Raw genomic sequence first — 14,572 nt, 5'->3', positions numbered from 1 at the left:
GGCGTTGCGATCGCGATCGCAACGGCTCGAAGAGGTGACATTTCGTCAGATCGCTTCTGACGCGTTTCTGTCTCGAATCGGGTTCGGCCGACTGAGATGAATTTCGACCGTGACAGTTTGTCCCGCTGTCTCGGACAATGCTCGAGCGAGAAGATCCCAGACAGGGTTCGAGCCATAAAAAATCGGGACGCTTTAAATTAAAGTGTCCCGAAGCGTGTGAAATTTGTTTTCCGTCGGCGTTCGCGTCCTTAGCTGGCCAGATATTCTCGAACCGCAGCACGGCGACGCCGCAACTGATTCAGGGCTTGGTGTTCGAGCTGGCGTACCCGCTCGCGGCTGAGGTTGAGTCGCGCCCCGACTTTAGCTAAGGACAGTTCTTTGCCGTCGATCAAGCCGAACCGCAACACGATCACGTCTCGCTGTTGGGGCGTCAGTTCGGCCAGCATACACTCGAGATCTTGGCGGAGCAGCTCTTGCGTCGCGTACTGTTCGGGAGACGCGGTTTCGTCCTCGAGCAGTTCTTGCAGTTCGGTGTCGTGGTTGTCGCCAACTCGCAAGTCTAAGGAGATCGGTTGGCGAGACATAGTGAGGTAGTCCCGCACTTGAGACGGCTCGAGATCGAGTTCGAGACCGATTTCGCCGACGGTGGGACTGCGACCGAGGGTTTGGGTCAGCTCCCGTTGGGCTTTTTTGATTTTGTTGAGTTTTTCGGTGATGTGAATCGGCAGGCGAATCGTTCGCGCTTGTTGGGCGATGGCGCGGGTGATAGCTTGGCGAATCCACCAGTAGGCATAGGTCGAAAATTTGTAGCCTCGGGTGGGGTCGAATTTTTCTACGCCGCGTTCGAGTCCCAACGTGCCTTCTTGGATGAGGTCGAGAAACTCGAGGTTGCGTTTTTGGTATTTTTTGGCGATCGCGACCACCAGACGCAGGTTGGCTTCGATCATCTGGCGTTTGGCTCGCTGACCGCGACGCACGACCTGACTCAGTTCTGACGGGTCGAGGTCGGCACGCTCGGCCCACTCTTGTTGGGTCGGTTCCCGGTGTAAGCTCGCCGTCAGATCGGCTTTGACCTCGAGCGCCTTCATCATCGCCTGGACTTGCTTGCCCAGTACGATCTCTTGCTCGTGGGTCAGTAGGGGAACGCGACCGATTTCGTGGAGGTACGTCCGCACGGTATCGGCGTTGAGCGTGGGGTTAGCAGTTTTCATTTCGGTGTTGGCTGTGGGCATACAATCTTGAACGTCAGAACGGAAAACTTTTCGGGCTAACGAGGTGAGGGACGGCTACAGGGGAGGACGACAGAGCCGTCGATCGCTGGGATATCTTCGTTACGAACGTGGCCAAGATTGAGATTGCGATCGACGGGCGAATTTTCGATGACGTGACAGCCTTCGGGTGCGGGCGAACTCGTAATACTTCTCGAGTAACCTAAACTCGTTATGACTTTGCCTTACTACAATGGTAATCGGGTCGTTCGGACTTCGTAAAGGTCGGAATTCCCCACCCGGAGAAGGTCTAGATTTAGTATTCCCCACCCAGTCCGGCCAACGATCTCCCTGAGACAGTCATAACTACAGTGTCGGGAAAACAATTTCCAGAAAGATGTTGCCGAGACGCCTGGCAAAAATCCCCAGCCTAAAATCCTCGTACTGTTTCAATTAGACGTTGCGATCTCGAGGCGAGTTTCCGAAAGCCACAGAAGCGATCGCGGCGTTTAAAGCCACAGAAGCGATCGCGGCGTTTGATGTCGATGTCGATCTGCTCGATCTCCCTGGTCGCGCTCGATCGAGTGCGGCCGTAGGGTCGTCGAATTTCTGAGAAAAATATTACAAACTATTAAGCGCCGACCGGGATCGTTAACCTTATGCTGCACAATAACCATGATTGCAAAAAGGGGTTTTCCCCAAACATCAATACGCGCTGTAACATTTTCCTTTCTGGAGGAATCGCACATCATGAGTATCGTCACGAAGTCGATCGTGAACGCTGATGCTGAGGCTCGTTACCTCAGCCCGGGCGAACTGGATCGGATCAAAAGCTTCGTTGCATCCGGCGAAGCTCGCTTGCGGATCGCACAAGTCTTGACCGACTCTCGCGAGCGTATCGTCAAAGACGCAGGAAACCAACTGTTCCAGAAACGTCCCGACGTCGTGTCTCCGGGTGGAAACGCTTTCGGCGAAGAAATGACCGCCACCTGCCTGCGCGACATGGACTACTACCTGCGCCTGATCACCTACGGAGTAGTCTCTGGCGACATTACCCCCATCGAAGAAATCGGCATCGTTGGCGTTCGTGAAATGTACCGTTCCTTGGGAACGCCCATCGAAGCAGTGGCAGAAGGCGTACGTTGCATGAAAAACGTTGCCACCTCTCTGATGTCGACGGAAGACGCATCAGAAGCAGCTTCCTACTTCGATTACGTTATCGGTGCGATGCAGTAGGACGTCGTCGCCGCTCGAGGCACGACGCGACTCCTCCTCGCTCAGCTTTCACAACCGATCGTTTCTAAATCTATAGATAGAAGAACGTAAGAATCATGCAAGACGCAATCACCGCTGTTATCAACTCCTCCGACGTGCAGGGCAAATACCTCGACAGCTCTGCCATGGACAAGCTCAAAGGCTACTTCCAAACTGGCGAACTGCGGGTTCGCGCGGCTGCGACCATCGGCGCTAACGCAGCGACGATCGTTAAAGAAGCCGTGGCTAAATCCCTGCTGTACTCTGACGTCACCCGTCCCGGTGGCAACATGTACACCACCCGTCGCTATGCGGCTTGCATCCGCGACTTGGATTACTACCTGCGCTATGCCACCTATGCGATGCTGGCTGGCGACCCCTCCATCCTCGACGAGCGCGTCCTCAACGGTTTAAAAGAAACCTACAACTCCTTGGGCGTACCCATCGGTTCTACCGTCCAAGCCATTCAAGCGATGAAAGAAGTCACCGCTAGCTTAGTCGGTCAAGCGGCTGGCAAAGAAATGGGCGTGTACTTCGACTACATCTGCTCTGGCTTGAGCTAAGCGCTCGCGTCGGTTTGCGGCCGTCCGTCGTCTTCACAGACGAAACCAAACGTGCCGTCAAATCGGGTCTGGGACGTCCGGGGTGAGTGCGAACGGTCGAAAACTCGGTCTCGGATCGATCGAAAGAACACTGTCGCATTGACTCTAGACTCCCAGACTTCTCGGTTTCAGATCGACCTGTTAAAAAAACTCGCGGGAAGTCCCCGTTTTCGGACGCTTAAGACGAAGCGGGGGTCGATATAAGACTTAAAACTGTTACGAAACCCGCTAAAGCTAAAACAGCATTGCCTCGTTTCGCATTCACGACAGGAGACTTTCACCCATGCGTATGTTCCGGGTCACCGCCTGCGTTCCCAGTCAAACGCGCATCCGCACCCAGAGAGAATTACAAAACACCTACTTCACCAAACTCGTTCCGTACGATAACTGGTTCCGCGAGCAACAACGGATTATGAAGATGGGTGGCAAAATCGTTAAAGTCGAACTGGCTACAGGCAAACCGGGAACGAACACCGGGCTAAAGTAGAGTTCGTCTGGCGGTTCTGCGATCGCATCGTTGCGAGAGGTCGTTGCGGCCTCTCTATTTTTTGGCCGGGTTTGGCGATCGGTATCGGAGACATCGTCGTCTCGAGTGGCGATCGTTACTAGCGATCGCCGAGCGAGAAAGGGTGTGGTTTCTAACCCTGTTACTCCTCAAGTCCCATTGAAAAGCCGTCAAAGACCTGATATGGTAGAGGTCTTGGAAATCAATTGCCAGACGGCGTCAAACCCGCAATCGCCCTACCGATCGTCGATTGCGTGCGGCTATTCCGTTCCTATCGCCCATCGAAGCAAAATCACAGACTTCGCAAAAAGTCGTGAAAGGTTAGGAATGGAGAGTTCTCAACAGCAAGGTCGCGCGGAACGAAGCGAGATGTCACCATCGATTACGATCTGTTTGAGGTTCCGATCGCTCCGTCGAAGCACTGCGAACAGCAACTGTACGGTAGCCTAAAAGCTGAATGAACACCGAAACTTACATCAACCATCCGACCTTTGGCTTGCTCTTTCGCGTGTGTCCGATCGGCGAAAACAAAGAACTTTATACGACACTATACGCTCAGCGGTTATTTTTCGTCGTAACGAGCGACGACGAGGGGTTGAGCTTCGAGCCACTGACACGAGGGGACGCGCGAACGGTTCTCGAAAACCGCTTGCGCCAACTGCGCCGCATGAAATTACAAAAACCTTACGAACAACTACAGACCATCCGCAAACAGTTATTTCAATAAATTAAGTATTGAAAAGTCTCGAACGCGCTTTTTCGCCAGTGTGTCTCGCGCCGATCCATCCAAAGCCGTTCGAGTACCGTTGAGAGAACAGGGAAATTCGAGCGTGTCAGAGTCGAAGTCGATCGCCGCCAACCTTGCCAAAATTCGCCAGTCGCTCCCCGAGTCCGTGCGGCTCGTGGCCGTGACCAAAACCTTACCCGCCGAAGCGATCCGAGAGGCTTACGCCGCCGGAGTGCGGGATTTCGGCGAAAGTCGCATCCAAGAAGCGATCGCCAAACAAGAACAGTTAAGCGATCTAGACGATATTACCTGGCATTTCATCGGAGGTCTGCAAACCAACAAAACCAAACAGGCGCTCGATCGCATGGACTGGATTCACTCCGTCGATCGCCTCAAACTCGTCAAAGAGATCGAGCGCCTCGTCCGACGGGGGAGTCCGAGTCCCAAACTCTGCTTGCAAGTCAAACTCCGAGAAGATCCCAACAAAGCCGGGTGGAGCGTCGAAGAACTGCTCGAAGACTTACCGAAAATCGAAGCGTGCGACACCCTCGACGTGCGAGGACTGATGACGATTCCCCCCCTGGGACTCGACGCGTCCGAAACCGCCGACGTCTTTAATCGCTTGCGTCAACTGCGCGATCGCCTCAACCAGCATTCCCAATTCTCCCTGCACCTCGACGAACTGTCGATGGGAATGTCTTCCGACTACCCCATCGCCGTCGAGTGCGGTGCGACGATCGTTCGACTCGGGCGCGTTATCTTTGGTGAAAGACGCCCGTAATTCTCAACAAGAGAATGCTAGTATGAATGCACTCAACGAGTCCGTACTGGCGAGGTTGCATCGCTGCCACCTCCCGATACAATGGGGGCGAACCGTCCGAGTTCCGGCACGGAACGGATAAGCTACACGCTGAGTTTGAGTTCAAATTGGGTTTCCAACGAAAGCCACTATGAGTAATATTTTTTCCAAACTACGGGATTACCTCAGCGGGGGCGAACCCGTAGACTACGAATACGAATACGACGAGATGGAGGGGGGCAACTACTCGAACCTCTATCCCGCCGAATCGACCGCCCCACCTCCGACCGATTCGAGCGGCGATCGCGGCTCCCTACGCGATCGAACCGTTCCCGGCAGCTCCGCTGCACCCTTCAGTCCTACCCCCGCCGATCCGGGGACCAGTGTGAATTCAACTTTAAGTAACGTGATTGGATTACCCGGCGCCACCAACGGCATTTCTGAAGTCGTGGTCATGGAACCCCGTTCCTTTGAAGAAATGCCCCAAGCTATTCAAGCCCTCCGAGAACGTAAATCCGTCGTTCTCAACTTAACCGTGATGGACCCCGACCAAGCACAACGAGCGGTCGATTTCATTGCCGGAGGAACCTTCGCCCTCGACGGCCATCAAGAACGAATCGGCGAAAGCATTTTCCTCTTTACGCCCAGTTGCGTGCAAGTTAGCACCCAGTCCGGTGTCGTCCGCGACGTCATGCAACCGCACCTGCGCGCGCCTCGTCCGACGGCTCCCACCTCGGGAACTGCGCCGAGCTGGCCGGCAGATTTGGGGCGTATGGCACAGTCCTAAACGATCGCGCCCTCGCGCTTCGTAACCTTATTTCCGAAAAACCTTGTCCGATTCACTAGGCATTATCGGAGGGGGAGTGATGGCCGAGGCCATCCTCTCGCGCCTCCTGACCCAACAAGTGTATCGCCCGTCTGAGGTTTGGGTCGGCGAACCCAAACCTCAGCGTCGCCGCGATCTCGCCGAGACGTACGGCGTCCGTACCAGCGATGACAACCGCCAAGCGTCCGAGAACGCCGACGTTCTCCTACTGGCGGTCAAACCCCAAGCCTTCCAAGCTGTCGCGGCCGAACTCCGCCCAGCTAAAATCGCTACGTCTACCCTCATCGTGTCGATTTTGGCCGGCGTTCCCTTACAAAAACTCGAGGCCGCCTTTCCCCAACATCCCGTCGTGCGCGTCATGCCCAACACTCCCGCTCTCGTCGGTGCTGGAACGAGTGCCTTGGCGGCGGGGCGCTTCGTAACGGACGAAACCCTCGAAACTGCCAAACGCATTCTCAGCGCGGTAGGGACGGTGGTAGAAGTATCCGAGTCCCTGATGGACGCCGTAACCGGTTTGTCGGGTTCGGGCCCCGGATACGTGGCGATCGCGATCGAAGCCCTGGCCGACGGTGGCGTGGCTGCCGGACTGCCCCGAGACGTGGCGACTCAACTGGCGATCGAAACCGTGCGCGGAACGGCTCAGCTTTTGAGCGAAACGGGACTGCACCCGGCACAGTTGAAGGATCGCGTCACCAGTCCGGGGGGAACCACCATTACAGGAATTGCCGAACTCGAAGCGAAAGGCTTGCGATCGGCGTTAATTTCGGCAGTTCGTGCGGCAACCGAGCGATCGCGCCAACTCGGAAGTTAGTCCTTGGCTTCCGGTTCGATGAGTCCGCCCCCTAACAAGATGTCGCCGTCGTACCACACCGCCGCCTGTCCCGGCGTAATGCCGAACTGCGGTTCGTCGAAGATCGCTTTTGCCCGGCCGCCGTCGAGGGGAACGATCGTCGCGTCCACGGGACGGGTGCGGTAGCGGACTTGCACTCGAGCGCGAATCGGCGCGTCGGGAGGCGCGATCGAAACCCAGTTGATCCGCTGCACCGTACAGTCGGGACTGTGAACGCTAGCGCGATCGCCCACGACAACTCGATTGCGTCCGGCATCGATGGCCACCACGTACAGCGGGTGCGCCGCCGCAATCCCCAAGCCTTTACGCTGGCCGATAGTGTAGTTGTGGATGCCCTCGTGTCGTCCGAGGACGCGACCGTCTACATCGACGATATCCCCCGGCTTCGGCGCCAAGTATTTTTCCAAAAACGTCTTCATCGACCCGTGAGATTCCACCAAACAGAGGTCTTGGCTCTCCGGTTTGTCCGCCGTTTGTAGGTCGAACTCCGCCGCGACGCGACGCGTTTGGCTTTTCGGGTAGCGTCCGAGGGGAAACAGACAGTGGGCTAAGATCTCTTGTTCGAGATCGTAGAGAAAATAGGTTTGGTCTTTTTGGCGATCGACGGCTCGTCGCAATTGGTAACGACCCGTGGTATTGTCGAATTCAACCTGGGCGTAATGACCCGTGGCAATATAATCGATCCCCAGTTCCGCTTGAGCGTAGCGCAGCATCGGACCGAACTTCACGGCTTTATTGCATTGCGAACAGGGCAGCGGTGTCACCCCCGAGCCGTATCCCGAGACTAAGTAATCGACGATGTATTTCTCGAAAACGTCTCGACTATCGACAATGTAATGGGGAACGCCGAGCTGTTCGCAAATTCCCGCCGCGTCTACCATCCCTTCCGAGCAGCATTGACCCTTACCCTTCATCAACCAAAGGGTCAACCCCACCACATCGTATCCTTCGTGGTGCAAAATGGCGGCAGATGTCGAGCTATCGACCCCACCGGACAGACCGACAACGACTTTCTTCATGACTCTAAAATGTCGAGACGCTTTCGACTAAAACAACATTAACCGTTCTTTTATGCTAAACGATGACTCTCGAAACAACAGGTTTCTCGATCGAACGGTTTGCCAACCCCAGCCCATCGTTCAACGATAATTGGAGTACCATGCTATCTCAGATCGCCCGTACCGTCGCCTCCCTGTTCGGCTCGATCGCCGCGAGTACGATCGCCGTACCTCTGCTGGCTCAAACGATCGACGTACCGCCACCGATCGACGTACCGCCGCCGCCTCCCCCTCAATCGAATTTCGGATATCCCCAAAACGACACGGTTCCGACCGAGCAATATCTCGTTTACGTCCTCGGCACTCAAGATAGCGTGTTGAGACAGGTTCGCGCGATCGATCCCAATGCAGCTTACGGACTGTTTCAAGGACAGCAAATTATCCAAGCGGGACTGTTTTCTACCCAAACCGCTGCTGAAGAACGCGCTCGTCTCCTCGCCGGTCGAGGGATCAGTTCGGCGATCGCTCTCGTCGTCGTGCAAAGTCCGATGGGATCGTCCTCCGACGCCGACTCCCGAGATGCACCGTATTACGTCGTCGTTCCAGGCGATGGCGACGAACTCAGTCAATCGGTCGATCGCGTTCGAGCGTTAGTGAATCCCAGCGTTCCCGTCGTGTTGCGCGATCGTCCTCTCGGTCCCCACATCGCCATCGGCCCCTTTTCCGATCGAGACGACGCCGAACGACTTTCGAGCGAACTCCACCGTCGGGGACTGCGGAACGCCCGCGTTTACTACGATCGCTGATCGACAGTTACCCGTCGCCAGTCGCCAGTCACCAGTCACCAGTCACCAGTCACCAGTCACCAGTCGCCAGTGAAGACAGTTAACAGGAATAGGAGTACGACTTCGTTTGCGGCTTGTTTTCAGGATAGATCGTTACGGCATGGGGTTTTCAGCCGATCTGTTTCTGCAAACCATTTAGGATTGCTATAGCAGTTTCTCCCCTGCTCCGAAAGGTCTCAAGTTTCTCGGGAACTTACCGAAAAAAACCGTAGATCGTATAACAATAGAAGTTCTACGAGTGGGGTACTATGTTTCGATCGCTTCGTTTCCTCGTATTGGCGGGAATCGCGCTCTCGGCGCTGTTGTTAACTGGGTTGTTCGCGATCGCGCCAGCTCGCTCTCTCGATTTTACGCCTCCCGATCGCGGCGCTCCCGAACGAGTCGATGCAGGGGGAACCCGCTATGCGGACTTTGAAATCCCTGGAGACCGAGACGTGACGCTTGTTGTTAACGGCGAAGAACTCGAATGTCCGCTGACGGCGATCGTTCCTCCAGAAAACTACGGCTTAACTCTGCGGGACTATCCCACGATCTACGTTCACGTTCCCAATTTACCGGGGGCTAACCTGCAATTTACCTTACGCGACGACAACGACGAAGTCCTCTATCAAAGTCGCTTTCGTCTCGGACACCACCACGGAACCTTTGGTATTCCGTTACCCGAAAACGCGAATTTCGATCCCCTAGAACTGTATCGTCCCTATCGCTGGACGGTCGAACTGCTAGACTTCGACGAAAGTGTTTCGGGGGCGATCGTCAAAGTATCGCCGACAGAAGAATTTCAACGACAACTCGATCGCGCCACACCTGAAGAACGACTCGAACTGTACGCCGAAACGGGAATTTGGTACGACGCGATCGACGCCCTCGCCACCTTACATCGCAACGATCCCGACAATTCCCAATGGATGGAAGTTTGGCGTGAAATTACCGAATCCGTCAATTTAATGAAAGTCGGTAACAAACCGTTACTTTGAGGTGAAGGGATGAGGGGATGATGAGGTGATACTTCATCCTTTTCCGATAAGCTGGGTTTCAAGAAGTCTTCACCACAGAGGACACAGAGAGGGGTTTGTCGGGTTGTGCAAAACCAGTATTTGAAATTCGGATTCCGTATGAGGAGGTACATTTCCCCGTAAAGGCGGTGTATACAACACCGCTACGGGGTTTCACCCACATCGCGTTGTTAGCTATCCCTCTTTTGTCATTTTCGGGATGAAAATTTCGATCGCAGCCGTTTAAATGCTTGTCGAGGAGAGCGTTTGAGAAATATTTCGACTTGAATTCTACAATTTGTAGACTTTTGGCGAATACAATCTCCCAAGTTCAAGCACGTTAGGAGCTTCAGGATCTTTTTCTAATCGGAACTCACCCCAGTTTGACAAAAGAGGGATATCAACTATTAACTATCAACTGGTAAAGCGTTTGTACGCCGTGACCAAGCCATCTGCATCGCCGACGTTACCGGGGAACAGAACTACCGGGAGATTGGGAAACTGCGGGTGTGTTTCGGGGGTGCGAACCACGGAACATCCGGCGAGGATTTGTCCCAACAGTCGCGCCGTTTGTAAGGCTAACCCCGTACTCAAAACGTCGTTGGAAGTGATTCCACCTTTACTAATTAAGAAGCCAATATCCTTCGGTAAACCGCGTACCACATCCATTAACAGCGAGGAAACACCGATTCCAAAGCGCAGTCGCGTTGGCGTGTCGGGAAACTGCAATTCCTCGCGACTGGTGTAAATGGCGGGAGTTTTTCCCGAATTCCAAATGTCGTGGGTTTTCGCTAAAACGGACTCTAACAACGCCTGACGCTGTTCTTGGGAGTCTTCGAGAAGGTGCGTCACGTCTACTTCAACCCCTTCAATTCCGGGTTCTTGGAGCAACCGTTCGAGTTGTTGGGTACTTTTTTTAACGTGAGACCCCACTAACACCGCACCGGGTTTTCCACCTCGGACGTATTGCGCCATATCTTCGGCGGCGATGGGTTGTTTCCCTAAGTTCGCGAGGGAGGTGAGCAAACTCGCCGCACTGCGGAAGAGAAAGCGTTTCCCGTGACTGGCGGCTTCTCGAACGTCGGCGGCGAAGCGATCGAGATCGGCTTGGGTTTCTGCATCCACGACGCCGCAGCGGTTGTCGGTGAGATGTTGTAGGCGATCGAGACATCCCGATCGCACGTCGTCGAGGACGAACCGTTCGACATCGTCAGCTTTGATGCGTCCCTGGGTTTTTTCTTCGACGTAATCGGGAAGATAGCTGTGATGGTAGCCGAACACCGAGTCTTTGGCGAATTCCGTTTCGTGAACCGGGGTTTCGACACCATCGACGAGGAGATAGTGAACGCTGTCGCGGGTGAAGCGTCCTCCTTCAAAAAAGGCAGGGGTGAGGAAGTGCGCGTCAAACGAACCGAGTTCTTCGGCGATCGCGTCGGTTTCGATGGGGTAATGTCCCCGCAACGTCGAATCAGAGCGACTCACCACGAGAAAATCGGCGATTCCCGTTTCGGCGATCGCCTGTTTGAGATTTTGGCAGACTTCCCGCGTAATCTGGGCGGCGTCTTCCGGGGTGCGCGCGCGTGTGTTCGTCAGAACGAAGAAAATCGGCGCGTCGTCCTGTAGTCCAATTCTGAGGGTCTCGACATCCCATTTCGTTAGCAACAAGCAGCTATGAACAGTTTGGGAGCCGGTGGGATCGTCATCGAGAACAATAATTTTCGGCTGACTCATCTTAAAATGTCTTCGATCGTTATCTCTCCATCCCATCATCCCATCATCCCTTTGACAGTGAACAGTCACCAGTCGCCAGTCGCCAGTCACCAGTCACCAGTCGCCAGTCACCAGTCGCCAGTCACCAGTCACCAGTGAGGAGATGAAAGTAATGAGGAGTAATGCCTTAGTGGTGCAGAAAAGTCCTGAAATCCTTGTTAGAAAAGAGAGCGCTGTATTAACAGGGTTGGCCGCAAAATCCCAGATCGGTAAATGCTTGCCGGAGATCCCCGGCATATCACAAGATGCCGGGGATCTGGCTCGAGTCTCAATACAGGTTTTATGTATTTTGTCAATCCTAGATCTCGAAAAGTTTTCTGCACCACTTAGGAAGTAATGCTACTTGGGTTTTTGAATCCTTACCACGAAAGGATTGTGACCGATCCGCATCATACGGAATCCGAATCTCAAATACTGGTTTTGCCTAACCTGACAAGTCCCTCTATCCCTCCCACCCCCCAACGCAGCGGGGACTAAGGGGGGATGTGGTGAAGACTGACTTCTTGAAACCGAGCCGATCGGGAACGAATTCCGTATCATTAGAGTGCAGAACGACCCAAAAGCTATTCCAGTAATTTGTAGGTAAATCTCACAGACTCTCCCCAATTCCGGATAAACCAAGGCTGAAAATGTTGAATTTCTAAAAAGTTGGCATTTTTGAAATCTGGCTTATATATCCGAAACTGTTCCATGAGTTTTCCGGTAGCGCAAGTTTCGAGCGGTCCGATAAACTGGCGATCGAACTTCATAAAACTGGAGCTGTCTGTCCAAGACGCCAACTGTCTTCGGTTGAGAAAAAAACAGCCAGAATGGGGATTTCGCGCCCGGACGATGCGAATCGGACTCCCGAGAAACCGACCGATGATTTCTGTATTTTTAGTAAAATTATGAACGTCGTCCTTGCGAAGGGGTAAAATACTTTCAAAATCTGCATCGACATAAACTTTCTCGATCGCCCCTTCAGACGAAAGTTCAAATCGATTTGGCTGCAATACCGCCTCATCGCCAACCTGTTGGTTAAACCACTCGAGCTTATTGAAAAAGTAGGGATCGCGCAGAACCAAATCGTCTTCTAAATAACCGTAATAATCGTAACGATCGCGATTTTGTTTCAAGAGCAGATGACATCCCGCTCCTAAAAACTTGGGGTTGTCGATGTGGAACGATTTGTGGTGGTAATATCGACGAGCGACAGGCAAGCGATCGAGCAAGTGAAATCCCCCAGTGGTACAAATTGCCACGTCCAGATGCACTTGCGTTGCCTCGTTGGCCGGTTGTCGCACCAAGCGATCGCCGTCTTCGTCGTGGTGGTAGTACGCCTGAGACAAGCCGAACGTGGCGTGGAGCGATCGCAAACAAGCCGTCAACGCCTCGAGACGCGGTTGAGGATCTCGCCCCAGAGAACCATGTTCTTCAGAATCGCTCGCCTTGAAAAAATGAGGAATCGTCAACAAAACGCGCATCGACGTATCGGGAAACTCACCGCACAAATACTCATCCCCTCCGAAACGTCAAATCCGCTCCGACGGGAGGTTTACATTTTGTAAACACCCAACCGCGACGAACCGACGTAACATTTCGACTAAGATAGTAGTTCTGAGTTAAACAAAACGCGATCGCAACCGTCAAGATTGTAAAGCATAGATAAGGAGCGTACTTTGGTTTCTACGACCCTAAAAACCAGCAAATCGGAAGAAATCTTTGCCGCCGCTCAAAAGCTCATGCCCGGTGGCGTTAGCTCCCCAGTTCGCGCGTTCAAATCCGTGGGCGGTCAGCCCGTCGTGTTCGATCGCGTCCGAGGAGCCTACGCTTGGGATGTAGACGGCAACCAATACATCGATTACGTCGGCACTTGGGGACCGGCTATCTGCGGACACGCCCATCCCGATGTCATCGGCGCGTTACACGACGCCCTCGATAAAGGAACCAGTTTCGGCGCCCCTTGCTACCTAGAAAACGTCCTGGCCGAAATGGTAATCGATGCCGTACCCAGCATCGAGATGGTGCGGTTCGTCAACTCCGGTACCGAAGCCTGCATGGCCGTGTTGCGCTTGATGCGTGCTTTCACCGGACGGGAAAAAGTCATCAAATTCGAGGGATGCTACCACGGCCACGCCGATATGTTCCTGGTCAAAGCGGGTTCTGGCGTTGCCACTTTGGGACTTCCCGACTCTCCCGGCGTTCCCAAAACTGCCACCAGCAACACCCTGACCGCCCCCTACAACGACCTCGAAGCGGTCAAAGCCCTGTTTGAAGAAAATCCCGAAGAGATCGCGGGAGTCATCCTCGAACCGGTGGTGGGGAACTCCGGTTTCATTCTTCCCGATGCGGGATTCCTTGAAGGCTTGCGGGAACTGACCCAAGAATACGGTGCGTTGTTGGTCTTCGACGAAGTGATGACCGGATTCCGCATTTCCTACGGCGGCGCTCAAGAAAAATTCGGCGTGACCCCGGACTTAAGCACTCTGGGTAAAATTATCGGCGGCGGGCTGCCGGTGGGGGCTTACGGCGGACGGGCCGATATCATGTCGATGGTGGCACCGGCCGGGCCGATGTACCAAGCGGGAACCCTTTCGGGAAATCCTCTAGCGATGACGGCGGGGATCGCGACCCTGGAACTGCTGCAAAAGCCGGGAACCTACGAACAGCTCGACGCGATGACGAAAAAGCTGTCGGAAGGATTGCTGCAAGCGGCACGAGAGACCGGTCATACGGTTTGCGGCGGGTCTCTCAGTGCTATGTTCGGAATGTTCTTCACGGAAGGCCCCGTTCACAATTACGATGACGCCAAAACTTCAGATTTAGCGAAATTCGGTAAATTCCATCGCGGAATGTTAGAGCGCGGTATCTATCTGGCACCGTCGCAATTTGAAGCTGGATTTACGTCTTTAGCTCACACGGATGAAGATATCGATCGCACCGTGACGGCGGCTCGCGAGGTGCTGTCTGCACTATAGGCGATCGCGTCAACTCACCATGACAACGGGATCGAACGCCCGTCAATTTCATCAAAAAAACGGCACTCAGCATTTCAAGCACGAGTGCCGTTTTGTTTGACATCCTCTCCCAGCAACCCGTTCCGGGTATGCAGGGAGATTCCTTGGGTCGCCCCAAAGATTTCCTGCTTCACAGCCAGCCAACTAGAATCAGTGACCCGATCCCCCGTCGCCTCGACTCCACAGGCATTTTCGAT

16 protein-coding genes and 1 pseudogene are annotated in these 14,572 nt (G+C 54.2%); 11 read left to right on the top strand and 6 right to left on the bottom strand.

Features of this window, described 5'->3' with window-relative positions:
* Both POG22_RS13545 and POG22_RS13540 read right to left on the bottom strand, forming a co-directional pair.
* The coding region (locus POG22_RS13545; protein ID WP_498905821.1) for a hypothetical protein at positions 1 to 280 on the bottom strand (280 nt) is incomplete at its 3' end.
* Positions 249 to 1,232, bottom strand: a complete 984-nt coding sequence (locus POG22_RS13540; RefSeq protein ID WP_017658502.1) for an RNA polymerase sigma factor, RpoD/SigA family — start codon at positions 1,230 to 1,232, stop codon at positions 249 to 251. The genes POG22_RS13545 and POG22_RS13540, both read right to left, overlap by 32 nt.
* Before the next feature lie 436 nt (positions 1,233 to 1,668).
* On the opposite strand from POG22_RS13540, the gene POG22_RS13535 reads away from it, so the two are divergent.
* The 8 genes from POG22_RS13535 to proC all read left to right on the top strand — a co-directional run bounded on the left by POG22_RS13535 (position 1,669) and on the right by proC (position 6,732).
* Positions 1,669 to 1,821 carry a hypothetical protein gene (locus tag POG22_RS13535; protein WP_498905819.1) on the top strand — a complete coding sequence of 51 codons (153 nt, stop codon included), beginning with the start codon at positions 1,669 to 1,671 and terminating at the stop codon, positions 1,819 to 1,821.
* 137 nt (positions 1,822 to 1,958) lie between these two features.
* Positions 1,959 to 2,444 (top strand): allophycocyanin subunit alpha, encoded by a 486-nt coding sequence (gene apcA, locus POG22_RS13530; protein ID WP_017658500.1) that lies wholly within the window; start codon positions 1,959 to 1,961, stop codon positions 2,442 to 2,444.
* Between the two features lie 95 nt (positions 2,445 to 2,539).
* A complete protein-coding gene (gene apcB, locus POG22_RS13525; protein WP_017658499.1) occupies positions 2,540 to 3,025 on the top strand; it encodes an allophycocyanin subunit beta in 486 nt (161 codons plus the stop codon).
* 322 nt (positions 3,026 to 3,347) lie between these two features.
* Positions 3,348 to 3,551 carry a phycobilisome linker polypeptide gene (locus tag POG22_RS13520; protein WP_026097321.1) on the top strand — a complete coding sequence of 68 codons (204 nt, stop codon included), beginning with the start codon at positions 3,348 to 3,350 and terminating at the stop codon, positions 3,549 to 3,551.
* Positions 3,552 to 4,026: 475 nt separating this feature from the next.
* Positions 4,027 to 4,296, top strand: a complete 270-nt coding sequence (gene pipX, locus POG22_RS13515; RefSeq protein WP_063718245.1) for a transcriptional coactivator PipX — start codon at positions 4,027 to 4,029, stop codon at positions 4,294 to 4,296.
* Between the two features lie 103 nt (positions 4,297 to 4,399).
* Entirely contained in the window at positions 4,400 to 5,077 is a 678-nt protein-coding gene (locus tag POG22_RS13510) for a YggS family pyridoxal phosphate-dependent enzyme (protein WP_498905818.1), read from the top strand.
* Between the two features lie 169 nt (positions 5,078 to 5,246).
* Entirely contained in the window at positions 5,247 to 5,882 is a 636-nt protein-coding gene (locus tag POG22_RS13505; RefSeq protein ID WP_063718243.1) for a cell division protein SepF, read from the top strand.
* Between the two features lie 43 nt (positions 5,883 to 5,925).
* The gene (proC, locus tag POG22_RS13500; RefSeq protein ID WP_074170975.1) at positions 5,926 to 6,732 is read left to right on the top strand and encodes a pyrroline-5-carboxylate reductase; all 807 of its coding nucleotides are present in this window, start codon (positions 5,926 to 5,928) and stop codon (positions 6,730 to 6,732) included.
* Here the strand turns inward: proC and mnmA are convergent.
* Positions 6,729 to 7,790 carry an MnmA/TRMU family protein gene (mnmA, locus tag POG22_RS13495; protein ID WP_498905817.1) on the bottom strand — a complete coding sequence of 354 codons (1,062 nt, stop codon included), beginning with the start codon at positions 7,788 to 7,790 and terminating at the stop codon, positions 6,729 to 6,731. The two genes, proC and mnmA, sit on opposite strands and share 4 nt — an antisense overlap.
* 62 nt (positions 7,791 to 7,852) lie before the next feature.
* On the opposite strand from mnmA, the gene POG22_RS13490 reads away from it, so the two are divergent.
* Positions 7,853 to 8,575, top strand: a complete 723-nt coding sequence (locus POG22_RS13490) for a hypothetical protein (RefSeq protein WP_498905816.1) — start codon at positions 7,853 to 7,855, stop codon at positions 8,573 to 8,575.
* A 287-nt stretch (positions 8,576 to 8,862) separates the two neighbouring features.
* Positions 8,863 to 9,591: a DUF928 domain-containing protein gene (locus POG22_RS13485; RefSeq protein ID WP_498905814.1), complete on the top strand. Its 729-nt coding sequence runs from the start codon at positions 8,863 to 8,865 to the stop codon at positions 9,589 to 9,591.
* 432 nt (positions 9,592 to 10,023) lie between these two features.
* Here the strand turns inward: POG22_RS13485 and POG22_RS13480 are convergent, their stop codons facing one another.
* On the bottom strand, positions 10,024 to 11,340 hold the full coding sequence (locus tag POG22_RS13480; protein WP_498905812.1) for a four-carbon acid sugar kinase family protein: 1,317 nt from the start codon (positions 11,338 to 11,340) through the stop codon (positions 10,024 to 10,026).
* Positions 11,341 to 11,942: 602 nt separating this feature from the next.
* Positions 11,943 to 12,842 (bottom strand): calcium-binding protein, encoded by a 900-nt coding sequence (locus POG22_RS13475; RefSeq protein WP_498905811.1) that lies wholly within the window; start codon positions 12,840 to 12,842, stop codon positions 11,943 to 11,945.
* Positions 12,843 to 13,037: 195 nt separating this feature from the next.
* Between POG22_RS13475 and hemL the strand changes: the two genes are divergently transcribed.
* On the top strand, positions 13,038 to 14,336 hold the full coding sequence (hemL, locus tag POG22_RS13470; protein ID WP_017659872.1) for a glutamate-1-semialdehyde 2,1-aminomutase: 1,299 nt from the start codon (positions 13,038 to 13,040) through the stop codon (positions 14,334 to 14,336).
* A 74-nt stretch (positions 14,337 to 14,410) separates the two neighbouring features.
* On the opposite strand, the pseudogene POG22_RS13465 reads toward hemL, so the two are convergent.
* Positions 14,411 to 14,572, bottom strand: a pseudogene (locus tag POG22_RS13465) (RNA-guided endonuclease TnpB family protein); the annotation flags it as partial.

It is taken from the genome of Geitlerinema sp. CS-897 (assembly GCF_028368005.1).
GTDB classification, from domain to species: Bacteria; Cyanobacteriota; Cyanobacteriia; order Cyanobacteriales; family Geitlerinemataceae; genus Baaleninema; species Baaleninema simplex.
This window is presented reverse-complemented; position numbering and strand designations above follow the sequence as displayed.

Bases quoted from the DNA above. Each gene is read 5' to 3' on its own strand.
- mnmA (WP_498905817.1), bottom strand. From the start codon at position 7,790: ATGAAGAAAGTCGTTGTCGGTCTGTCCGGTGGGGTCGATAGCTCGACA.
- apcA (WP_017658500.1), top strand. From the start codon at position 1,959: ATGAGTATCGTCACGAAGTCGATCGTGAACGCTGATGCTGAGGCTCGT.
- POG22_RS13505 (WP_063718243.1), top strand. From the start codon at position 5,247: ATGAGTAATATTTTTTCCAAACTACGGGATTACCTCAGCGGGGGCGAA.
- POG22_RS13475 (WP_498905811.1), bottom strand. From the start codon at position 12,842: ATGCGCGTTTTGTTGACGATTCCTCATTTTTTCAAGGCGAGCGATTCT.
- POG22_RS13490 (WP_498905816.1), top strand. From the start codon at position 7,853: ATGACTCTCGAAACAACAGGTTTCTCGATCGAACGGTTTGCCAACCCC.
- POG22_RS13540 (WP_017658502.1), bottom strand. From the start codon at position 1,232: ATGCCCACAGCCAACACCGAAATGAAAACTGCTAACCCCACGCTCAAC.
- POG22_RS13480 (WP_498905812.1), bottom strand. From the start codon at position 11,340: ATGAGTCAGCCGAAAATTATTGTTCTCGATGACGATCCCACCGGCTCC.
- POG22_RS13485 (WP_498905814.1), top strand. From the start codon at position 8,863: ATGTTTCGATCGCTTCGTTTCCTCGTATTGGCGGGAATCGCGCTCTCG.
- POG22_RS13520 (WP_026097321.1), top strand. From the start codon at position 3,348: ATGCGTATGTTCCGGGTCACCGCCTGCGTTCCCAGTCAAACGCGCATC.
- pipX (WP_063718245.1), top strand. From the start codon at position 4,027: ATGAACACCGAAACTTACATCAACCATCCGACCTTTGGCTTGCTCTTT.
- apcB (WP_017658499.1), top strand. From the start codon at position 2,540: ATGCAAGACGCAATCACCGCTGTTATCAACTCCTCCGACGTGCAGGGC.